At 42.0% G+C, this 20148-nt stretch carries 17 protein-coding genes and 1 pseudogene; 4 read left to right on the top strand and 14 right to left on the bottom strand.

The features are described from left to right. Nucleotides 1-25: 25 nt before the first annotated feature. From AC1TO8_RS13270 to AC1TO8_RS13260, 3 genes are all read right to left on the bottom strand, one after another. Nucleotides 26-472: a J domain-containing protein gene (locus tag AC1TO8_RS13270; RefSeq protein WP_482056100.1), complete on the bottom strand. Its 447-nt coding sequence runs from the start codon at nucleotides 470-472 to the stop codon at nucleotides 26-28. A gap of 108 nt (nucleotides 473-580) precedes the next feature. Next, nucleotides 581-1012, bottom strand: a complete 432-nt coding sequence (locus tag AC1TO8_RS13265) for a membrane-associated protease 1 (protein ID WP_482056099.1) — start codon at nucleotides 1010-1012, stop codon at nucleotides 581-583. 119 nt (nucleotides 1013-1131) lie between these two features. Continuing rightward, on the bottom strand, nucleotides 1132-3300 hold the full coding sequence (locus tag AC1TO8_RS13260) for a transcriptional regulator (protein ID WP_482056098.1): 2169 nt from the start codon (nucleotides 3298-3300) through the stop codon (nucleotides 1132-1134). A gap of 416 nt (nucleotides 3301-3716) precedes the next feature. On the opposite strand from AC1TO8_RS13260, the gene AC1TO8_RS13255 reads away from it, so the two are divergent. After that, a complete protein-coding gene (locus AC1TO8_RS13255; protein ID WP_482056097.1) occupies nucleotides 3717-5771 on the top strand; it encodes a vWA domain-containing protein in 2055 nt (684 codons plus the stop codon). On the opposite strand, the gene AC1TO8_RS13250 is transcribed toward AC1TO8_RS13255, so the two are convergent. The 5 genes and pseudogenes from AC1TO8_RS13250 to AC1TO8_RS13230 all read right to left on the bottom strand — a co-directional run bounded on the left by AC1TO8_RS13250 (nucleotide 5768) and on the right by AC1TO8_RS13230 (nucleotide 10164). Next, entirely contained in the window at nucleotides 5768-6763 is a 996-nt protein-coding gene (locus AC1TO8_RS13250) for a serine/threonine protein kinase (protein ID WP_482056096.1), read from the bottom strand. The genes AC1TO8_RS13255 and AC1TO8_RS13250 overlap by 4 nt on opposite strands. A 133-nt stretch (nucleotides 6764-6896) precedes the next feature. After that, entirely contained in the window at nucleotides 6897-7703 is an 807-nt protein-coding gene (locus AC1TO8_RS13245; RefSeq protein WP_482056095.1) for a VanW family protein, read from the bottom strand. Nucleotides 7704-8240: 537 nt separating this feature from the next. Further along, nucleotides 8241-8399, bottom strand: a pseudogene (locus AC1TO8_RS13240) (hypothetical protein); the annotation flags it as partial. 2 nt (nucleotides 8400-8401) lie between these two features. Next, nucleotides 8402-8677, bottom strand: a complete 276-nt coding sequence (locus AC1TO8_RS13235) for a DUF6171 family protein (protein ID WP_482056094.1) — start codon at nucleotides 8675-8677, stop codon at nucleotides 8402-8404. Further along, entirely contained in the window at nucleotides 8674-10164 is a 1491-nt protein-coding gene (locus AC1TO8_RS13230) for an alpha-N-arabinofuranosidase (protein WP_482056093.1), read from the bottom strand. Before AC1TO8_RS13230 ends, AC1TO8_RS13235 begins: the two co-directional genes overlap by 4 nt. A 368-nt stretch (nucleotides 10165-10532) precedes the next feature. Here AC1TO8_RS13230 and AC1TO8_RS13225 point away from each other — a divergent pair, with 368 nt between their 5' ends. Then, nucleotides 10533-10784: a hypothetical protein gene (locus AC1TO8_RS13225; protein ID WP_482056092.1), complete on the top strand. Its 252-nt coding sequence runs from the start codon at nucleotides 10533-10535 to the stop codon at nucleotides 10782-10784. 57 nt (nucleotides 10785-10841) lie between these two features. Here AC1TO8_RS13225 and AC1TO8_RS13220 read toward each other — a convergent pair whose 3' ends face one another. After that, nucleotides 10842-11669, bottom strand: coding sequence for an HAD family hydrolase (locus AC1TO8_RS13220; protein WP_482056091.1), 828 nt, complete (start codon nucleotides 11667-11669; stop codon nucleotides 10842-10844). A gap of 216 nt (nucleotides 11670-11885) precedes the next feature. Here AC1TO8_RS13220 and AC1TO8_RS13215 point away from each other — a divergent pair, with 216 nt between their 5' ends. Next, nucleotides 11886-12224: a DUF4190 domain-containing protein gene (locus AC1TO8_RS13215; protein ID WP_482056090.1), complete on the top strand. Its 339-nt coding sequence runs from the start codon at nucleotides 11886-11888 to the stop codon at nucleotides 12222-12224. Between the two features lie 335 nt (nucleotides 12225-12559). On the opposite strand, the gene AC1TO8_RS13210 is transcribed toward AC1TO8_RS13215, so the two are convergent. Beyond that, the gene (locus AC1TO8_RS13210) at nucleotides 12560-14509 is read right to left on the bottom strand and encodes an ATP-dependent DNA helicase (protein WP_482056256.1); all 1950 of its coding nucleotides are present in this window, start codon (nucleotides 14507-14509) and stop codon (nucleotides 12560-12562) included. Nucleotides 14510-14777: 268 nt separating this feature from the next. Here AC1TO8_RS13210 and AC1TO8_RS13205 point away from each other — a divergent pair, with 268 nt between their 5' ends. Continuing rightward, the gene (locus AC1TO8_RS13205; protein ID WP_482056089.1) at nucleotides 14778-15386 is read left to right on the top strand and encodes a DedA family protein; all 609 of its coding nucleotides are present in this window, start codon (nucleotides 14778-14780) and stop codon (nucleotides 15384-15386) included. Between the two features lie 25 nt (nucleotides 15387-15411). On the opposite strand, the gene cobA is transcribed toward AC1TO8_RS13205, so the two are convergent. From cobA to nirB, 4 genes are read right to left on the bottom strand one after another with little or no spacing between them, the layout of a single operon-like run. Further along, nucleotides 15412-16182, bottom strand: coding sequence for a uroporphyrinogen-III C-methyltransferase (gene cobA / locus AC1TO8_RS13200; protein ID WP_482056088.1), 771 nt, complete (start codon nucleotides 16180-16182; stop codon nucleotides 15412-15414). Continuing rightward, the gene (locus AC1TO8_RS13195; protein ID WP_482056087.1) at nucleotides 16179-17057 is read right to left on the bottom strand and encodes a formate/nitrite transporter family protein; all 879 of its coding nucleotides are present in this window, start codon (nucleotides 17055-17057) and stop codon (nucleotides 16179-16181) included. Before AC1TO8_RS13195 ends, cobA begins: the two co-directional genes overlap by 4 nt. A gap of 14 nt (nucleotides 17058-17071) precedes the next feature. Further along, nucleotides 17072-17383 (bottom strand): nitrite reductase small subunit NirD, encoded by a 312-nt coding sequence (nirD, locus tag AC1TO8_RS13190; RefSeq protein WP_482056086.1) that lies wholly within the window; start codon nucleotides 17381-17383, stop codon nucleotides 17072-17074. A gap of 18 nt (nucleotides 17384-17401) precedes the next feature. After that, a complete protein-coding gene (gene nirB / locus AC1TO8_RS13185) occupies nucleotides 17402-19831 on the bottom strand; it encodes a nitrite reductase large subunit NirB (RefSeq protein ID WP_482056085.1) in 2430 nt (809 codons plus the stop codon). Nucleotides 19832-20148: the final 317 nt, after the last annotated feature.

Below are 20148 nucleotides of genomic sequence, written 5' to 3'. Positions count from 1 at the left end.
TCTTAAGGGGGATTCATGATTCAACTTATTTCTTCTTCGTACCGAAATAGCGATCGAACATGGCAGAAGTATCAAGCGGATTGGCGGCATTCCGTCCATCTTTAGGTTGAGATGATTCATCCTTCGACTTGCCTTGATAACCAAAAAACTGATCAAACTGTTTGCGCATTTGTTCTGGATTGAATGCTGTGGGATTACTCTTCGCCCTACCACTAGGCCCACTTTGTGCATTCTTGTGTTGCTGTGACTGCTGGCTATTCGTACTAGACGATCTAGCGTCGTATTCTTGCCTTGAAGACTCGTTACTCAGTACCTCATAGGCTTCATGAATTTGTTTGAATCGTTCTGTTGCTTCTTCACTTCCCTGATTGGTATCTGGATGATATCGCTTGGCTAATTGTCGATAAGCTTGTTTAATCTCTGCTGCTTGTGCCTCTCGACCTATACCGAGAACATGATAATAGTTAGTCACTGACCTATATCCCCGCCTTTATGTATAGAACAAAGTATTTTAAGAGGCCGAAGCCTCTTAAAATCCAATAGCTTGCAACCTAAATTAGGCAGCAAATGATGCATATGCTTATTGCGAGAATGCATATCCGCCTAGAATGTTAGCGAATTCTGTCTTGTCTTTCTTTTGCTTAATGTACAAATTAAATGTTCCGACCCCTTCGGAATCACCGAAACTTTCGGTATAATCCACCACAAAAGCGTTAGGGAAGCTTACCTCACGAACAACTTGGTCCGCTGCAATCACTTTCAATGTCACTTTACGGTAGCAATCAGCCTTCTCAGCAGGTACAAGTGACCAATTAGCCAATTTCAACGTATCATCTGCTTTGTCTCCGTCTGTTGCGGTGATGATTTTACCACTAATTCTCAGTGTTGAACCTACATCCGTTGATCTTGCATTAGAGTCATCCGGTGTATCTGTGTCGTAAACGACCTTTTGGATGTTATCCATTCCTAGTTCAATCGTTTCTGCACCTTCAACTTTAAGTATAAATCCCATACATAATTCCTCCTTTAAATTGACTAACTTATTGTCTAGAGCGTTAGAACGTCTCCAGAATTTATGTATAGAGGCGAACTTATTAAAGATCGCCCCGAACATACGCTTTAGTGAACCTGTCATACCTTGACAGGGCTCGTTGCTTTGGTAATCATCACTTCCAAGTTCTTCACGTTACCGTTAAAGATCAAGTCAATGTGACACAGGTTATTCTTCTCATCGATCACATAAGTCATATCGTCTCCATCTTGAAGAATGGAGTTGATGAACCCTCGCGTACCCAGCCACTTACTCTTTTGACTGCCGGGATTGTTACTGAAGAATTTCAAGATATTCTCATGTTTGAAATCACCTGTCTGAAAGCGAAGAATACGCTCTACATAGGTACTGACAAGTGTCTTATAGATCGAGTCGAATCCGTCCTCAGAAGTAGCAAGGCTTCTCGCCTTATAGACAGTAATCCGACGGATGTCCTTATCCTGTAGCTGAGCACTCTCTGACGAGAATACAAATCCGAAGTTCTTACGATTGATCGAATCCTTGATGTTGTTGGTGAAACCAGTGATCTCCTTCGCCATCGTTGTGACGGAGCGCAGACTATTGTCCCTAGCTTCAATGTCATAACGTACGCCCGGGAACTCCCTACTCACGTTCTTGAAGGTTTCTTTCAAATACTCTGGACATTGATAAGCAGCTACTAGCCCAGCTGCCACATAGGAAGCGCCAACATACACGCCTTCAATCCATAATTTCAGAATATCTTCCTTCTCTCTCGAGAGCTGTACTCCATCCTCCGTCTGAAGCATACGGCTATCAATCACGACACCCGATTTATCTTTCGGAATAATGGTGAAGTTAGGCACGCACGGAATGGCAAATTCGCTATACTCCTTACGAAGTAACGGGGCACATTTGTCGATATATTTATCGATGCCCGCTGTTGCCATACTGCTAAATGTTGTATCTTCTCCAGATTGGAAATTAAAGAACAACTGTACTTTGTAATCCTTAATGACTTGAAGCAGCATCGTTAGCGATTCAAGGTTATTCCCATCCTGCTTAACGACTTTCTCATTCCCACGGAAGCGTTCACGACTAACTTTCGCATTACCTGCCGTTTCTAGCTCGATGGAAGGTACAATACCGAACCAGATCGTATCCGAGAATTCATTCTTAGAATTCACTGTGTTCAGGAATGTTTCAAGTCTCGGAATATTACTGCTTTTGACCATCATCTCAAGCTTAGTATTGGTGACCAGAAGCGAAGGTAACATCCCTTTGTTCTTGATCGAATATTGGTCAAAGAACATCTTGACGCCTAGGATTTTCTCAACTAACGGCTTCACCGTTTTGACGAAATCATCTTTAGCCGTCTTGTAAAATTCCAAATACGTATTATAATTCTGGATTTCTGTTGTGATATCTACTTCTTCATGCACAGCCGGAAGTGGACAGAACGTGCGCACGACGAGATCCTTGACATACCCTGAAGGAGATTCTGTCACACTGTTATAATCTTCTTCAAAGACATTCACCAGTTCATTGGTTCCACTCTCATCAAGCAGTAACAATTCTGTGCTGGCACTCTTCGGAGCCTCGATAATCTTCAATTCACCACTGTCTCCAATGGTCAGAGTACCGATGCGGATCGCTTCAGACATATTCTCATCTTGAGTGTTGCCCAGTAGAAGACGTGTCTTGATATCCTCAATGGCAAGTGGCAACATCGCCATGACATTGTTGTAATTCTGGCTTGCATCTTCAAACATCGTATTCAGCTTATCTCCAAGATCTAACTTCTTTGGATCGCCCTCATCTAATTTCTCATATTGCCCGAATAGGTAATGAATTTCCTTACGCACTTGGCGAATATCATCCATCACTTTTTTCGGAGAAATCATATCGAGTAAATTCTCAAATTTGAAATCTACATTCGTAATACCCTGACTGCGTTTCGTATCGATAAGCGTAAATAACATCTTTAAGAAATCATTATTCTGATCGATGCGAATTTCAGAAATACAATCTTCTGCTAATCCTTCTGGCTTCTTCAAGGCATACATGACTTTCTGATTGGCAGCATTAAAGAATGAATACACCGTTGGTGAGAACTTGTCTAGAAATTCATCAAAGTTGCGCACCAAGAGGTGTTGGTGGATCTCTTTAACTTTGTCATCACTCAGGCTGTCAATTCCTTTAACATCCCCTACGATGGTTACAAGATCTAATTTCTCTGGATTGATTTCTTCAAAAAGCATTGTCCGATTCGTTTGATTGATAATGTCCATGAATGTTCCTCTCTCCCCGCTTACTGCTACTCCGACTTGAGAAGTGTGGTTATCCGAGTAAATAAGACTCCATTCCCAATATTTCCCGTGTCATGGATTCTATCTTAAGTAATTATGCTCTATATTGTCAATATATAGGGTATGAGTATTATTAAGGGGACTTATGTCCTAATATTAGGTGCCAATTGGTATTTTTTGTGCATATAAAGACCTAAATTTTGGATATCTATTATGGATTAAGTAAGTAATGCCGATAAAGTTCCTTGTGTAACTTTTTTACAAACAATCAAGACTTTACTTGAACCCGTAGCCCTACTTTTATTCAAACACCAATGCCTCTACTGCCGCTTCCCGAGTCTCTTTTATGGATTTCCACAACCCGATCTAGTAACTAAAAAAGGTGGTTTCACAAAAACATGAAATTGTTAATTAGGACTTTTTACCTGTTTTTCGGATTTATACTTATTGTTTCTTCGACAATCTTTGCAGAAGCACCCGTTAAAGATAGCAATGGTAAGGCTTTCGATGCTGTTTTCGTACTAGATACGAGTTATTCTATGAGTACAAGCGACAAAGATCGTATCTCAGCAGATGTTATCCAGCTATTCATGGATATGAGTGAGGCTAGTCGTACACGGGTCGGTTTCGTAGCTTATAATGACCGTATTGTCGCCTCCCAACCGCTCACCTCTATTGCTGTAGCGGAGAAAAAGAAAGCGCTAAAACAGCAGATCAATCAATTACGACGATCTGGTTATACCGATTTAGGACTAGGACTGCTTAAAGGTGCAAATGTACTAGCGACAGGGAGTTCAGAACCATCTTCTCAAGGGCATGACCGATTACCATTCCTCATTCTGTTATCCGATGGGGAGACCAGTTTCGGAAATACTAACGGTGGGCGAACGAAACAAGATTCCGCTAGAGATGTAACCGCCGCAATCACCAAAGCGAACAAGAATGGATTCCCTATATACACCATTGGACTTAATCATGACGGTTCCGTGAACCAGAACGAATTAGAACAAATTGCTTCCCAGACGGGAGGAGCTTCTTTCATGACTAGTAGTGCTGACGATTTGCCTGAAATATTCAATCAAATTTTCGCTAGCGAGATGAGGTCTGTACTCGTACCTATCGCTGGTCTTACTGCTACAGGTGATCTACAAGAAGTCAAAGTAAACCTCCCCAATTCAAGCATGGAGGAAGCTAATATTATTCTGCTCTCAGATCATCCTCTGAAAGAAACACAAATGTATTTCAACTCTGAGAACACTAGACTTTTCAAATCCGACAAGTATTCCTTAATGAAAATTTCCAATCCACCACAAGGGACAGTGGTACTTAAATTCAAGGGCCAGCAAGGCGATTGGGTCAAGATCAATTTGCTAGGTAGTTATAATTTGGAAGTAGAAACCAAGCTCAGTAAGGATGAAGTGATCAAGGGACAACCCACGGGGATTGAAGCTTATCTCTTAACACCGGGAGCAACAACAAGTGTAAAAGACGATGCGGTATACACCGCATTGAAGGCAGAATTGGTAGTGACAGAGGTACAAAGTAATGAGGAACAGCGTATTCCCATGACTAATACAGGGATTGGATTCCAAACAGATTATATATTTCCAAATTCGGGGGAATATGTTTGGAAAGTCATGATTGACGGACCCGATTTCTATCGTGAGAGCTCATCAAGTGAAGTGAGTATCTCCAACCTACCACCACAGATAATTGGGTCTTTGGATTTGGAATTGATCAAAGAAGATGGGGTAGTAAAACTGGATCTTGCGAAGTATATTCAGGACCCTAATCAGGATCTCATGACCTATTCACTACAGGGGACAGTTGAGGACAAGCTTTCTTCAGATTTACTTGAATCTACGCTAACCTTAACCCCCAAACGTACGGGAGAATCAGAACTATCCATTGTGGCAACAGATCTTGAAGGAGGAGAAGTGACTGCCCTCTTCCATGTCTCTATTCAATCCAAATATACACTCCACAAGATCATAAGTGCTGCCGTAGCTGTTATTCTCATCACTGGCATTCTTCTGTATTTCTGGTTAAGACCAAAACCGGAATTCACAGGGAAACTGGAAGGATACTTCCTAAATACAGCCAGTGGCACGGATATTCCAGTCAAGTCATGGCCGCTTACATCATTCCCTGGAAGACAGATCACTCTAATGCAGTTATTTCGAAGCCTTGATGTGAATGAGAGCCTTCCGGAGAGTGAATATATTGTATTCGAGCCTGGTAAGAAAGGGATATTGTTCGTCAAACATCATACACGTTGTGCTGTAGTTCATGGAAAATTACCGCTTTCTAGAAACAAAAAAGAAGCCCTCCAATTCAATGATAAATTGTATATTACCTTTGAAGATGGAAAGACGGAACTAGAACTTCGTTACAAAGCGGTTAAACCCGTTACTACGATTTATACAGGAGACGATAACCAACACTCCGCTTAATCTGAGTGTTGGTATTCCCTTTCCTTAGGAATGGAGTGCGGAATAGAGTGCGGTATGGCTGCGGATTTACGACCCGTTAACCGGACCACACTCTTTTTCTGTAATATATATTCTGCTTGCAATGCCATTCTAAACCAACGAAGGGAACTACATCTCTTACTTGCAGATAGAGCAAGTCCCCAATGAATGACGCGCGATAAGAGCGGTGAAATATCAGCCTTCCCGACGCGAACCGACACTAGCTTATCCTCAAATAACCGTGTCTGTACAGCTACGGGCGCCGATCCGCTGTAGCAAAAGTATAACGTCGCTGCTAAGCTATAAATATCCGCTAGCGGTGTCTGCAAAGACTTGTCTGAATACAATTCTAAGGGAGAATATCCGGCCGTGGTAAAGATGGGTCGTTCGGTATCCGCATCTGTATAACGAACAACAGACCCGAAATCAATTAACTTACTCCCTCCATCCTTCCCTATCATGATGTTGGCAGGTTTGATATCTCGATGAATGTATCCCTGTTGATGAATATGCTCCAGCGCTCCGATCAGTGGGAGCATAGACTTACGCAGCATGGCAACATTCAACCTTTGTTGGTTCTTTCTCACGAATCGATCCAACGTTATACCATCACAATGCTCCATGACTATATAGGCCGTCCCGTTGGCTTCGAAGTAATCCTCGTAACGGACGATTCCTGGGTGCATTAGATCACGTAACACCATAGCTTCGCGTAGAAATGCTTCCATGAGCTTCATAAACTGTGGCGAGAGCGAAGATTTCAAACATTGAACTGTCTTACCATCAGAAGAACGGCAAGCCAAGGCACTCGGGAAGAACTCTTTAATTACACTCATCGTTCCTGTCTCTAAATTCCGTACAATATACACGATTGATAGCTCACTACGGGATAATATTCTGCGAATTTGGTACAGTTGTTCATTTCCAAGCTTCGTATTTCGAGCTAAAACGCCAATCATCGATTCTTTTCTCATGTTAACCCTCCCAACTAAACCCCTTCAAGAAGAATATGGGCTATCCATTTCTCGGGTTTGATAGAATTATGTCGAACTGCTAGATTCACACTTATAGTAACAGATCGCGAAGTTATTTCCAATCTTGGGATTTTCACGTTCCCGATTCCTTCAATAGCGGCTGATACATCATGATCGCATGATTCTCTGTTACGAACTGATCATCAATTATCTCTTTATGAGCATTATACTTTTTACGATGAATGATATTATGTCTTGTGTATCCTCCCCATAGCTCAAGTACAATCCGATGGTCTCGCTCATACACTTCATATGTACAAGGCTCTGGCTTCATGGATCTCCATTCCCCAATTAAATCGTTGTCATCCATACGAAGACAAAGCTGATAGGGAACCTCGGTGTCATTACGAATCTGAAGATCTAAATAGTTGTATGCGCATGTTGCCCCGCTACCGAATGGTTGTGTCCGTCTTGCATCAGGGAATACGTCATAGCTATGGCGATGTCTCTCAGTGATCGTTAACGAAGTATGAAGCGTAATCCAATAAATGAGGTTTGAGCATTGGCACAATCCACCACCTATACCCGCTTTGAAATCTCCATAGAACAGTACCATTCCCTCTTGATACCCCTTACGCTTCGTAGGATTCCCTATTAGCTTCCAATAAGAGAAGGCCTCTCCAGGCTGCAAGACAACTCCATTCATTCGCTTAATCGCGATCTTCAAATTATTCACTTTGTTATGCTGCATCCACATATCTACATTCTTCAACTCTCTTAGCAATGGTGTGTTATGTGTACTTATGGTGTGCTCCAAGGGAACTAAGGAAATCTTCTTCGCGTATCTCTCTTTACCTAATATCCACTTTATATATCTTCGATAGACGAAATAACGCTTCCCTATAAATAGTCTAAGTGGCGATCTTTTCTTAGGCTTCATCGGAACTCCTCCTACTTATGCTCATGCTCATCACATACTAGATCTTCATCTCGGTTTATTCTACCTTATATTTCATAATTTACGTGTGCTTTTTTGAAATAAGAGAAATACCGACCGGCATCCTTGGCAACAGCGTTAGTTCCTAATATACCATCTCCTCCAATCACCAATAGATGCAAAAGTACACTTAAATTCGGCCATATTCCCCTATCACTAAGTTTAGTTGTATAAAGAGCATCTAATTACTGGAAATCATCTAATCTCACTATTCCACCTATTTTAAGTACCCTCTGTGCAACTATTTCTTCATCACCTCCCCTTTTCCTCTGAGTAAGTACCATTTATGCAACTATTCCATCTTATTCTAGCGACTTTCAAGCAGGAACGGACTCTCTTAAGACTCATAAGGAATTGGTCTACGTGTCCTCCAAAAAAACTTATACTTTCTAAATATGTTACACAGAATAGACTCCCCCATCTAACAGGGAAGCCTATTCATGTCTGCTATTCATTTATTCATTCATGTCATCTACTCATTTATTTCGCAATGCTTCTCGCTTCTCTTGCTATTTCAGTCGCCTGAACCACGTGTTTCAGGGATTCTACCGTCTCTTCCAACCCATGAGTCTTCAAGCCACAGTCTGGATTAATCCAGAATAATGATGGATCTAACACTTGTAGTGCTCTATCGATCAGCATTAGCTACAACTTGCCCAGCGATCATCCCCTGGATAGGGGCATTTCTTATCTCTAAACTTCGCTATAACTGGCACGATACAGCCACATAACGTGCAAGTATGATTATTCATCAGCTTGGTACAGCCACTACATATTTGTAATCGTTCGGCATATATCGAATCGCTTACACTTTGTTCTGGTGTTAATTTAACTGATGAGAGTATACGAGCAATTTGCTGATCCGTTACTTTGTACTCTTCACGGCATCCTTTACATGTAGCCTCTTGTCCAATCATTCCGCAATCAGTTCTAGCACCGTTACCGACATTGGAGCAAGCTTCACTTGAATATCTGTTCCTATCTGTTTAAATGCAGTGAATTCAGATGGTGCAACGTTGTCAGGCTGATCAAACGTATTATGAGCATCCATTGTTGCAGCCTTTAATTCTGTTCCGCTTATCTTCACGTTACTTCCAGTTAATCCACGTAGATCAATGTTCAAGTCTGCTCCATCTTGGTGACTCAAGTTACACAAGCTAATATGGATGACACCTTGCTTATCTCTGGATGCAGATACAGACACTTGCGGTATCTTGTTACCATCCATTTCATAATCTGCCGTTACGGTATGGCTATATAACAATTCAGCATCTTGATGCACCTTATACATATCAAACACATGATACGTAGGTGTAAGAATCATTTTCTCGCCTTCTGTCAAAATAACGGATTGCAATACATTCACGACTTGGGCAATATTCGCCATCTCTACCCGATCACAGTGTTCATGGAATATATGGAAGGTTAATCCTGCAACCAATGCATCACGAATCGTATTCTGTTGATACAAGAAACCTGGATTCGTTCCTGGCTCTACATCAAACCAAGTACCCCACTCATCAACGATAAGCCCTACACGCTTCTCAGGATCATGGCGATCCATGATGGTTGTATGTTTCGTAATTAGCTCATCCATCCATAGCGCCTTCTTCAACGTACCGAACCAATCTGACTCCGCAAATCCTGTAGCTGCGCCCTTGTTTGCCCATTCTCCAGGAATAGTATAGTAATGCAGACTGATCGCATCCATATGACGATGTGCATTCGCCATAACAACTTCCATCCACTCATAATCATCCACATTCGGACCACAAGCAATTTTATAAATTTTATTGTCTCCGTAATTACGAACATAAGTTTGAAATTGACGATATAAGTCTGCATAATATTCAGGTCGCATATTACCACCGCAACCCCAGTTCTCATTACCTACCCCGAAATATTTAACTTTCCATGGTTTCTCTTGGCCGTTCTCACTGCGCAATTCCGCCATCGGAGACACGCCATCAAAGGTCATATACTCCACCCATTCGGACATTTCCTGAACGGTACCACTACCCACATTCCCAGATATGTAAGGCTCGCACTCTAGCATCTCACATAATAGAAGAAACTCATGTGTTCCAAAGTGGTTATTCTCCACTAGACCGCCCCAATGTGTATTCACCATCTGCTTACGTCCCTCACGTGGACCAATACCATCTTTCCAATGATATTCATCTGCAAAGCAGCCTCCCGGCCAGCGTAATACAGGTATCTTAATATGTTTAAGAGCGTCAACTACATCATTACGGATCCCTAGAGTATTAGGAATAGACGAGTCCTCTCCTACCCAGAATCCTTCGTAAATACAACGTCCCAAGTGTTCGGAAAAATGACCATAAATGTTACGGTTAATTGTGCCCGTTGATTGATCTGCATGAATCGTAATTTGATTAACCATTGTATAGCCTCACTTTCAATTGTTAATATTTATATTATGTTTTAACAGTAATATTAATTATAAGTTTAATACTCCTAATCAGAAGTGTCAACTATAAGATGAAGCGCTTACTCTTTTGCATTGAGGTAATCCTTTCAACGAACCATGCTATTCTCCATTTCAAAATAAATCGAACGATATTCTATCAACTCTCCAATATATATTATGATACAACCATTCATTACTTGCCGCCGTTGACCGTCTTCCGTATAAGCTGAAGCAAGTCGTGATTCTACATTATTTAAGCGAATATACCCAAGAAGAAACCAAAGGATGGATCGCTCCACCGGAACTGAAAGAAAGAGTGCTTCATCAAATTAAATGAACATATGTCGCCAAGAAAATACCCTGATAATTCTATCTTTATAGACACTGATAAAGCTAAGGAAATATTGAGCCCCGAGGAGTATATAGAGTTTGACAATATTTTTATTGAAATGCATGAGATTTCGCAAAAATCCGTTGACGCCAATGGGGAATTTCACAAGGATCACTTGTCAGACACCGACATAACAAAATTAGAGCAACTCGGTCAATCATTGCAGGCTTACCTAGATAAGATAAACATTTCAAAACCATAACTACACAGAGGGGTGTCCCATAGACCGTTATTTACGACCTTTGGGACACCCCTTACATTACAACGCTGGAACTGTCAGTGTCATTTCATCGTAGGAAGAAATCATCACATCCGCATGCTGTAAAGTCTCGAATGATCCTATTCCAATAATCAGTCCCACACCCGCCGCTTTAGCTGCTTGCATGTCTCCCCCTGTGTCACCAACCATTGCCACACGCTCTGGCAATACGTTAAGTCGAGCACAAGCTAGTTGGACCATTTCCGGTGAAGGCTTGCCTTTAGTCACCATATCACTTCCAATAATATGCTCGAAGTGTCCCTCCACGCCCATCCAAGTCAGATGTTTACATGCTTCAACTGTATGATCAGCAGTTACGACAGCTAACGGCAGTTGTAATTCCCTGCATCGTCCAAGGAAGTCTATCAAGCCCGGAAGAGCTTGTACAGGTCGCTCTCGCTCTAATTCCTCACTAGCAGACACAGCGAATTGCCGAATAAGCTGAATCGATTCATTCCACGGAAGTCCAACGTTATATAATTGCCAAGCAAGTGCACCCTCTGTTTCAGAGACTGAACCCATAGACAACGGCCCCTCTATATCATATGAAGTCGCTTGTCCGTCTGCATCAAGCACCAATCCGAGCATCTTCGAAGCCAAGCCCTCCGTTGGCACGACACCAAGGATATGAATTCTCTCCATGATTTGTGTCGTCATAAATTCAGCCCAATGCCCCCATAGGGACATGAAATCTAACAGTGTACCATCTTTATCGAAAAGAATGGCATCGACCTCTTGACTCTGTCCATGAACTGTCAATATCGGCATATGCGAAGCCCCTTTCAATTCACTTTCGGGTAGATTGATTTCATTAATAGGATCGTACATATAATAATCATATTTCCATTAAAAAGCGACATATTTCATAGACGATCCACTCGTTATACATTCATCAACATTGTATTTGTCGATCGTGTCCTCTTTATATGTCAGTGTTCAAAAGATGACTTTTTGAATATCTTTTATAAGAAAATCGTGGTAATTATGGGTATACGAAGGTATACTTAGATCTGTTATAAACACAATAAGAGGGGGATTTATCCTATGAGTCAATTTTCAAATGATCTACAAGGACCTTATAATAACTATCCACCACCGATGCCACCTGCCAAAACAAACGGCAAATCCATCACCGCACTTGTGCTTGGCATATTAGCTATTGTTCTTCCATACATTGGTTTCCTTATAGGAATCATAGCTATTGTCATAGCAAGCCTTTCCTTAAAAGAGCTCAAATACAAAAATGAACAAGGCCGTGGTATGGCAGTAGCTGGTCTTGTATGCGGAATTGTGGGTACTGCGCTTTACGCTATTATTATTGCATTTATAATCATTATTTTTCTCTTTTATGCAGTAGCTGATAATTCGTTGAATTATTATTAGGTAAAGTTCATGCTTCCGTAGCTAGCGATACTTTGTATCGTTAGCAGGTACGGATAATATCCGCTGGTAAAGTCTGAACACAAACCTTTCTCCTTCTCAATCACCAACAGTTACATAGAGTACACTTAAATCTAAGTGATTCCTCCTTTCTGCTAAGTAAGTACCATTTATGCAATTGTCCCTTCCTCATCTGTCTCCCTTCATAGGGTAGAGTATCATTCACCCGCTTAAATCATCCATTTTATGTCTACTCAGTTCTAACACACAGTAAAGACCCTAACCATCACTACTAATGGGTTAGGGTCTTTGGCCATTCATTCAAAATAATTTTATCATCATAGCGTCTCTTGTAACACAACACCTTCGGGCATGATGGATAGAACACGCTCCCGTACAGAATCTTTCTGCTGTAATTCTTCACATAGAATAGCAATAATGCCATGGTCTCCTCGGGATCTTATTAGACGCCCCATACCTTGTCTTAGACGTAACAGCATATGGGGTAGATCCACTTCTTCAAAAGGAGCTGTGGATGCATTACGCTTCGCCATAAACACCGGATCATTAGGAGGAAATGGAAGTGACCATATAATCACGTTCGATAACGCTGGGCCCGGTACATCAAGACCCTCCCATAGACTAACCGCACATAGGACGCTGACTTCATTACTTTGAAAAGCCGAGATAAGATAACTAATCTCCTGATCGCCTTCATAGTAAAATGGTATATCCGTACATCTCGGTTCTACCTTAATCTGTTGTTTGAACCGTTGTAGTTCCTCCTGTGTCCGGAACAAGATAAGAGCTCTCCCATTCGTGCGCTCCAGTAGCTGAACTGCGATCTCCATTTTCTCAGAAAAAGTCTCCCCATGCGTTAACTTCGGCGCGAAAGCTTGCATCTGATTCGGATAATCATACGGCGAATTCACCGAGAAGGATAAGTAATGTTCTAAGCCTAAGCTATCCGCAACATATTGAAATGACCCATCAATAGATAATGTAGCGGATGAGAAGACGATCGGCATATTTGTGCTAAATACCCGTTCCTGTAACACTTCTTTGACCGTCCTCGGCATAATCGACAAGGTTAGCCCTTCTTCACTGTCCGTCACCCAACAAATCAATGCTTCAGAATTCTCAAAAAGGCTTAAAGCCTTCTGCATCATCTCAATATGCTCTTCAACAATCCGCAGTTGATAGTCATCCAACGTATATAGCTCACTTTCAAATACAAGCTCTTCCTCAATCGCTGTCAGAATACTCCGAAATTGGTGAACTGCCTTCAACAATTTATCATTTAGGTTAATCTGTTTCCGATCTGAACCAGGGATACTCTCACTGTGCTGTTCCAACAATTGAAACATTAACTCCGATTGGTCAATCGCTGCATCGATCAGCACGGCAAGGGCTTCACGTACTTCCCCCTCTAACAAACGGGTGATTAACTCTTCGAACACGACATGCTTCATCTTATATCCAAGTGCCTTCATCGCAGCCGACTCTAGTAAATGCCCTTCATCAAATACGACCGCACAATGATCTGGTAAGAGCGGGAGTTGACCCTCCCGCTTTCTTCCCTCAGATGTCCATACATGCTCCATATAGTAATCATGAGAACAGATGACTAAATCTGACGAATGACGATAGTATTCTCTAGAGAGTGTTTGTCCACAACGATGCCTCTTATCGCAAGTAAAACAATCTTGGAAGGAATCCCAGTTAATCTTATGCCATTGTTCATCGTTCAGGTGCGGATAATTCTTCCGATCACCGTAGGCATAAAATTTCTGCATCGGTTGAGGATTCTGAACGAATTCAGGTAAATTGTCGTACAAATCCTCCCACTCGGCCCCATCCTCGTCCTTGAATCTTGCATCGTCCAGCTTCACAAGACATACATATTGATCTGGAGATTTCCCCAAACGCGCGTCAATCGCTAAGCTAAGATGCTGTGCCAACTTGGCAATATCCCCTTCGGGCTTGACCAGCTGCTCAATCAGCGACTCATCCGCACAAGCGATAATAGCCGGCTTCCGTGTATAACGAGCATAACAAATCGCATACAATAAATAGACTAACGTCTTTCCTGTACCTACTCCTGCCTCTGCAAAGATCGCTTTCTTCTCAAGAAAAGCACGTTCTAATTGAAAGGCCATATATATCTGCTCATCGCGAACCTCAAAGCCCGCTTCTGGTAATAGTTCATAGAAAACGTCTGCCACCCAATCGCCTACTTGTTGAATAAAAGGCTTGGAAGGATCATGCACAAAAGGATAACGCTCCACTATATTGTTTACCTCCATCAATTCGTATCACAAGAACGCCCAAACTTCATAGTATGTGCGAACATTTTATTATATCATGCTTATGAAGTAAATACAACTCATTCAATATTCCATCCTCACTGTCATCGTTGGAGATGCTCCTTAGGACTTCAATTGTTGTATATGAGTGGATTTTTCAGTTATACTATTTAGAGTAATTCAATATATTAGAATGATAGAATCAACCCTATGTTTATTGATATAATCATTTATTTGGAGGATATGAAAATTGGAAAATTGGATTACAAGCATCATGGAGCAATTTGGTTATTGGGGAATTTTTATACTTATCGCGGTGGAAAATGTATTTCCTCCCATTCCTTCAGAAGTTATTCTTACTTTCGGCGGCTTTATGACCACCTATACGAATTTAACAGTTACAGGCGTTATAGTTGTGGCAACGCTTGGATCTATTATCGGCGCAGTCATTTTATATGGATTAGGTTATCTGATCAATGTGGACAAGCTGGAGATGATGATCGATCGTTGGGGACGATTCCTTCGCGTGAAGAAAGAGGATATACGAAAAGCTGATGCTTGGTTCGAGCGCTACGGTTATTGGACTGTGTTCTTTTGTCGAATGATCCCGCTGATCCGTAGTCTTATTTCCATCCCTGCAGGTATGGCAAAAATGAAATTCGGGCTCTTCCTACTATATACTATGTTTGGTACTTTAATATGGAATATCATTCTTGTCTTAGTGGGCGCCGCGGTTGGTAATAATTGGGGTAAATTCGTCGAGTTTATGGATGTATACTCCAACATCGCTTATGCAGTCATCGCTCTTGGAATCGTTATTGTATTGTTTTTTTGGATTCGAAGAAGAAAAAAGGCATGAGCCTATTTCACGAATAGACTCACAACTAACCAATCCCTGAGATAAGCTGTCTTTCAAATGATGTGAGTTGCTCTTGGATGCTCACAACTTCTCCGATAATAATAAGTGCAGGATTCGTTAGATTCACCGCCTCAGCAAGGAGATGTACATTCGATAATGTTCCCGTGAATGTACGCTCCTTCTCTGTCGTACCGTGTTCCACTAATGCAACAGGTGTTGTCGGGTCCTTTCCGTATTTCAACAACTTTTCACGGATGGATTTCAGTTCACTAACACCCATATAAATCACTAAGGTGTCCACACTATGAGCGAGAAGATCCCATCTCACAGGGGATTGTTCTCCATGGCACCGGCTTCCCGTCACACAAGCGAACGAAGTCGCATATCCTCGATGGGTCAAGGGAATTCCCGCAGCAGCAGCTGCACCTATTGCAGAAGTAATTCCCGGTATAATCTCATAAGGGATACGACATGCAGCCAATTCGAGCGCCTCTTCCCCACCACGTCCGAAGACCAAGGGATCTCCTCCCTTCAAACGGACCACATGGTTCCCTGCTAACGCATAGTCAATTATCGTCTTATTAATTTCCTCCTGAGACATGGTATGCATCCCTGGTTTCTTACCACAATATATGAGAATAGCACTACCACGAGCATAGGTAAGGATTTCTTCATTTACTAGTCGATCATACATAATAACATCTGCCATTTCAATTCGCTTCAACGCCTTGATCGTAAGCAATTCTGGATCTCCTGGTCCTGCACCAACAATACTGACCTTCCCCATCGTACTCATAGGCTTTCTTCCACAGTAATTGAAAGTAATGATCTGTTCTCTGCACGCGTGTCGTGTTCACTACTACCCGCAATCACAAGCTTCATCTTACTCACCTTCTTATGTGACAAGTAGATGAATAACCCTGTAAATACAGCACCACCCAAGAAATTCCCAATTAGAACAGGAATCTGGTTCCATATCCACCAATCCCCCATGCTTACATCCGCTCCCAGCATCATTCCAGCAGGAATGACGAACATATTCACCACAGCATGTTCAAATCCTTGAGCAAAGAAGATCAAGATCGGAAGCCACATTGCAATAATTTTGCCGGAGGTAGACTTTGAAGTCATTGCCATCACCACACCTAATGTAACCATCCAATTGCATAACACAGCCTTGATCATCACAAGAGCCATACCATTCCATCCCATACTTTTATAACCGATTGTCTTAGCTTCACTTGCTTTTATAATGGTCTGAATCATCGGATTACTCATATCTGTACCCATCTTCGTTATCGTTAATCCATACAATACAGCGTATACTGCACAACCGATTAAATGCCCTGCAATGACCCATGTGAAGTTAGTCATCATCCGTGACAGAGAAGTTTTTCGTTCCAGAAAGGACAGTGGGATAAGCGTAAAACTTCCGGTAACCAGCTCCAAGCCTAACAATACGATAATAACAAAACCTACAGGGAAAACAAGTGCACCCACTAACCCTATCGACGTCTGCGCAGCAGCGGTAAACGCAAGTGTTGTTGCGAAGGCAAGAATAGCTCCGCCGAGAAACCCTCTAATCAGCATTTGAAATTTAGTCATTTCTGCCTTCGTTGAGCCTACCTCGATCATCGTATCTAGCACTTCAGCAGGCTTCACATAATCCATCAGGACCCTCTCCTTTATATGGTGATATAAATAATACCGCTAGTTACGTCTACCTCAGTCTCATAGGTCCTTATAAATCCATCATCTGGCTTATGGACTTCGCCATTGGAGAGGTCAATTTTCCAATCATGTAGAGGACAATGCACGGAAGATCCGCATACCATACCCTCCGACAACCGGCCACCCTTGTGAGGACAGCGGTTCTCAACTACCCTCACGGTCCCATCGCTTAGGCGAAATACTGCAACCTCTGTTTCATGGACACGGATCGTACGTGACCCTTTTAAATCAATATCAGATATTAGTCCTACCTGTATTTTCGCCATAACTATGTCTCCTCCTCTCTAACTTAATGTCTCAACACCTGATAACGGTTGGAAATTCTTGCGGAGATCATCATTCTTAATAATCTCTTGCCATGGATCCTTTGTATAACTCCGCGTCTCTTCAATTCGGCTGACAAGATCTCGCCGATCATCTACGCTCTCTAACGCTACCTTAATCGAAGCAAGACCAACTCGTTCGATCCAACTAGCTGTCCGTTCATTCCAATTCGCATTCTCACGGTAATATTGTAGGTAAGCAGCAGTCCACTCTACGACCTCATCCTCCGTCTTCACTGTGCAGAGAAATTCTGATGCCCTTACCTTAACCCCAGCATTTCCACCAACGTAAATCTCCCAACCTCCATCGATTGCAACTACACCTAAATCTTTAACGGTCGCTTCCGCACAATTACGAGGGCATCCAGATACAGCCAGTTTCACTTTCGCAGGCGTATTGATCCGTTCAAAAGCCTTCTCCAAGACAATTCCCATTCCGATTGCATCTTGCGTACCAAAGCGACAGAATGTTGAGCCCACACAGGTCTTCACCGTACGAAGTGCTTTTCCATATCCATGACCAGAACGCATATCAAGCTCTTCCCATACCTTGGGTAAGTCTTCCTTCTTTACACCGAACAGATCTAATCTTTGACCCCCGGTAAACTTCACCAAAGGTACACCGTACTTCTCGGCCACTGTAGCAATTTTCTTAAGTTCAGTTGGTGATGTCACTCCGCCATATATTCGAGGAATAACAGAATACGTACCATCTTTCTGAATATTCGCATGGTACCGTTCGTTGGCAAATCGCGATTCTTTCTCATCGGCATATTCAGCTGGATATAGCATACCTAGATAGTAATTCAGTGCAGGACGACATTTAGAACAACCCTCAGGTTCATGCCACTCTAGTACATTCATGACTTCCATGACACTCATTAAGCGCATTGTCTTTATACTTTCAACAATGTCATCTCGACTAAGGCTTGTACATCCGCAGATCCCCTCTTTTACCGGCTCGCCTATGGTATCGCCTGCATACAAATGTAGCAAAGCTTCCACTTGAGGCTTACAGCCACCACATGAAGCTGTAGCTTTTGTACACATTTTAATCTCCCTGACCGTTGTACAACCATTGCTAATGACCTCTGCAATCGTTCCTTTGGTGACACCATTACAACCACATATGATTTCGTCATCTGACATACTTGCGATCTTACTTAACGCCGACTCTCCTGTTTGGTGGGGCGAATATCCAAGTAATAACTCTTTCTCCCTTCCCGCAATCGACTCTCCACTCTTGATTAAGGAGAATAACGATGCCCCATCCGATGTATCGCCGAATAGAACAGCTCCAATCAATCGATCATCTCGAATAACAATTTTCTTATATACATTATCTATATCATCTTGAAAACGTAATGAGCGCATTTCAGGCCCATCATTGAAATAACCTGCCGAGAATACATCCACACCGGATACCTTCAATTTCGTCGATGTTACCGAACCGACATACCCCGTTGTCTTAACAGCCACCAGTCTCTTCGCCAATACAGCACCTTGTTCATATAACGGAGCTACTAGTCCATATGCAATCCCACGATGCTCTGCGCACTCACCAACTGCATAAATACCTTCTATATTTGTCTCCATGAAATCATTCACAATGATCCCACGCTTAACCATAACCCCTGCTTTCTTAGCCAATTCCACATTAGGTTTAATCCCAACCGCCATGACTACAAGATCGGCCTCTATCTCACTTCCGTCAGTAAATGCCAGCCCTTGTGTGCGACGCTTGCCTACTATGCTAGCTGTATGCTTCTCAAGTAGAAACTTCATCCCTTGTTGTTCCAGATCTCTCTGTAGCATCATCGATGCTGCTTCATCAAGCTGACGATCCATTAAATATTTATTGATGTGAATAACATTGACATCCATTCCTAGATTCAGAAGCCCTCTAGCCGCTTCTAAGCCAAGTAATCCACCGCCAATAACGGCTGCCTTCTTATATGTTTTGGATGACTCCATCATGATCTGACAATCTTTAATATTTCTGAATCCAATAACACCTTCTTTGTTCACTCCCGGAAGCGGAAGCATGAAAGGATTAGATCCCGTCGCTATAATTAATATGTCGTATGCAACCTCAATTCCAGACTCAGAAATCACCCTTTTGTTCACTGGATCAATATTCGTAACCGCATCCCCTGTGTATAACTTAATATTGTTCTCTGTGTACCAAGCCCAGTCATTGATCACAATATCATTCATTTCGGACCCTCCTGCCAGCATCGATGACAACATGATCCGATTATAGTTAGGATGTGGCTCAGCACCAAACACTGTGATTTCATAAGCCTCTGTCGAAAGTTTTAGAACATGTTCAATCGTACGTATTCCCGCCATTCCATTCCCGATTAACACCATTCTTTTCACTTGATTCATAGGTAGTCTCCTCCTTCAAATAACATAAAAAGGCCTGCTGCGCTGAGGGAAAAGAAAACATTCCCCACTAAGCGAAGACAGGCCTCGTTGCCGCTTCTATACGAATACGCCGATGTATTCGTGAAAGACATTCAATTCTTGTTCGTGAGACTAACTATATAAGACATCGCCGTATATGTCAATATACTTAACATAAAACAATAAAAACAAGAAACTACTTATAATACACCTCCATATATGTAATGTTACCTCACATATGGATTGGATTAATATTTTTAATGAACTTGATAAAATTTAAATTATTATTGCTTTTTTCA

The organism is Paenibacillus sp. Y859 (assembly GCF_056786405.1).
This window is presented reverse-complemented; position numbering and strand designations above follow the sequence as displayed.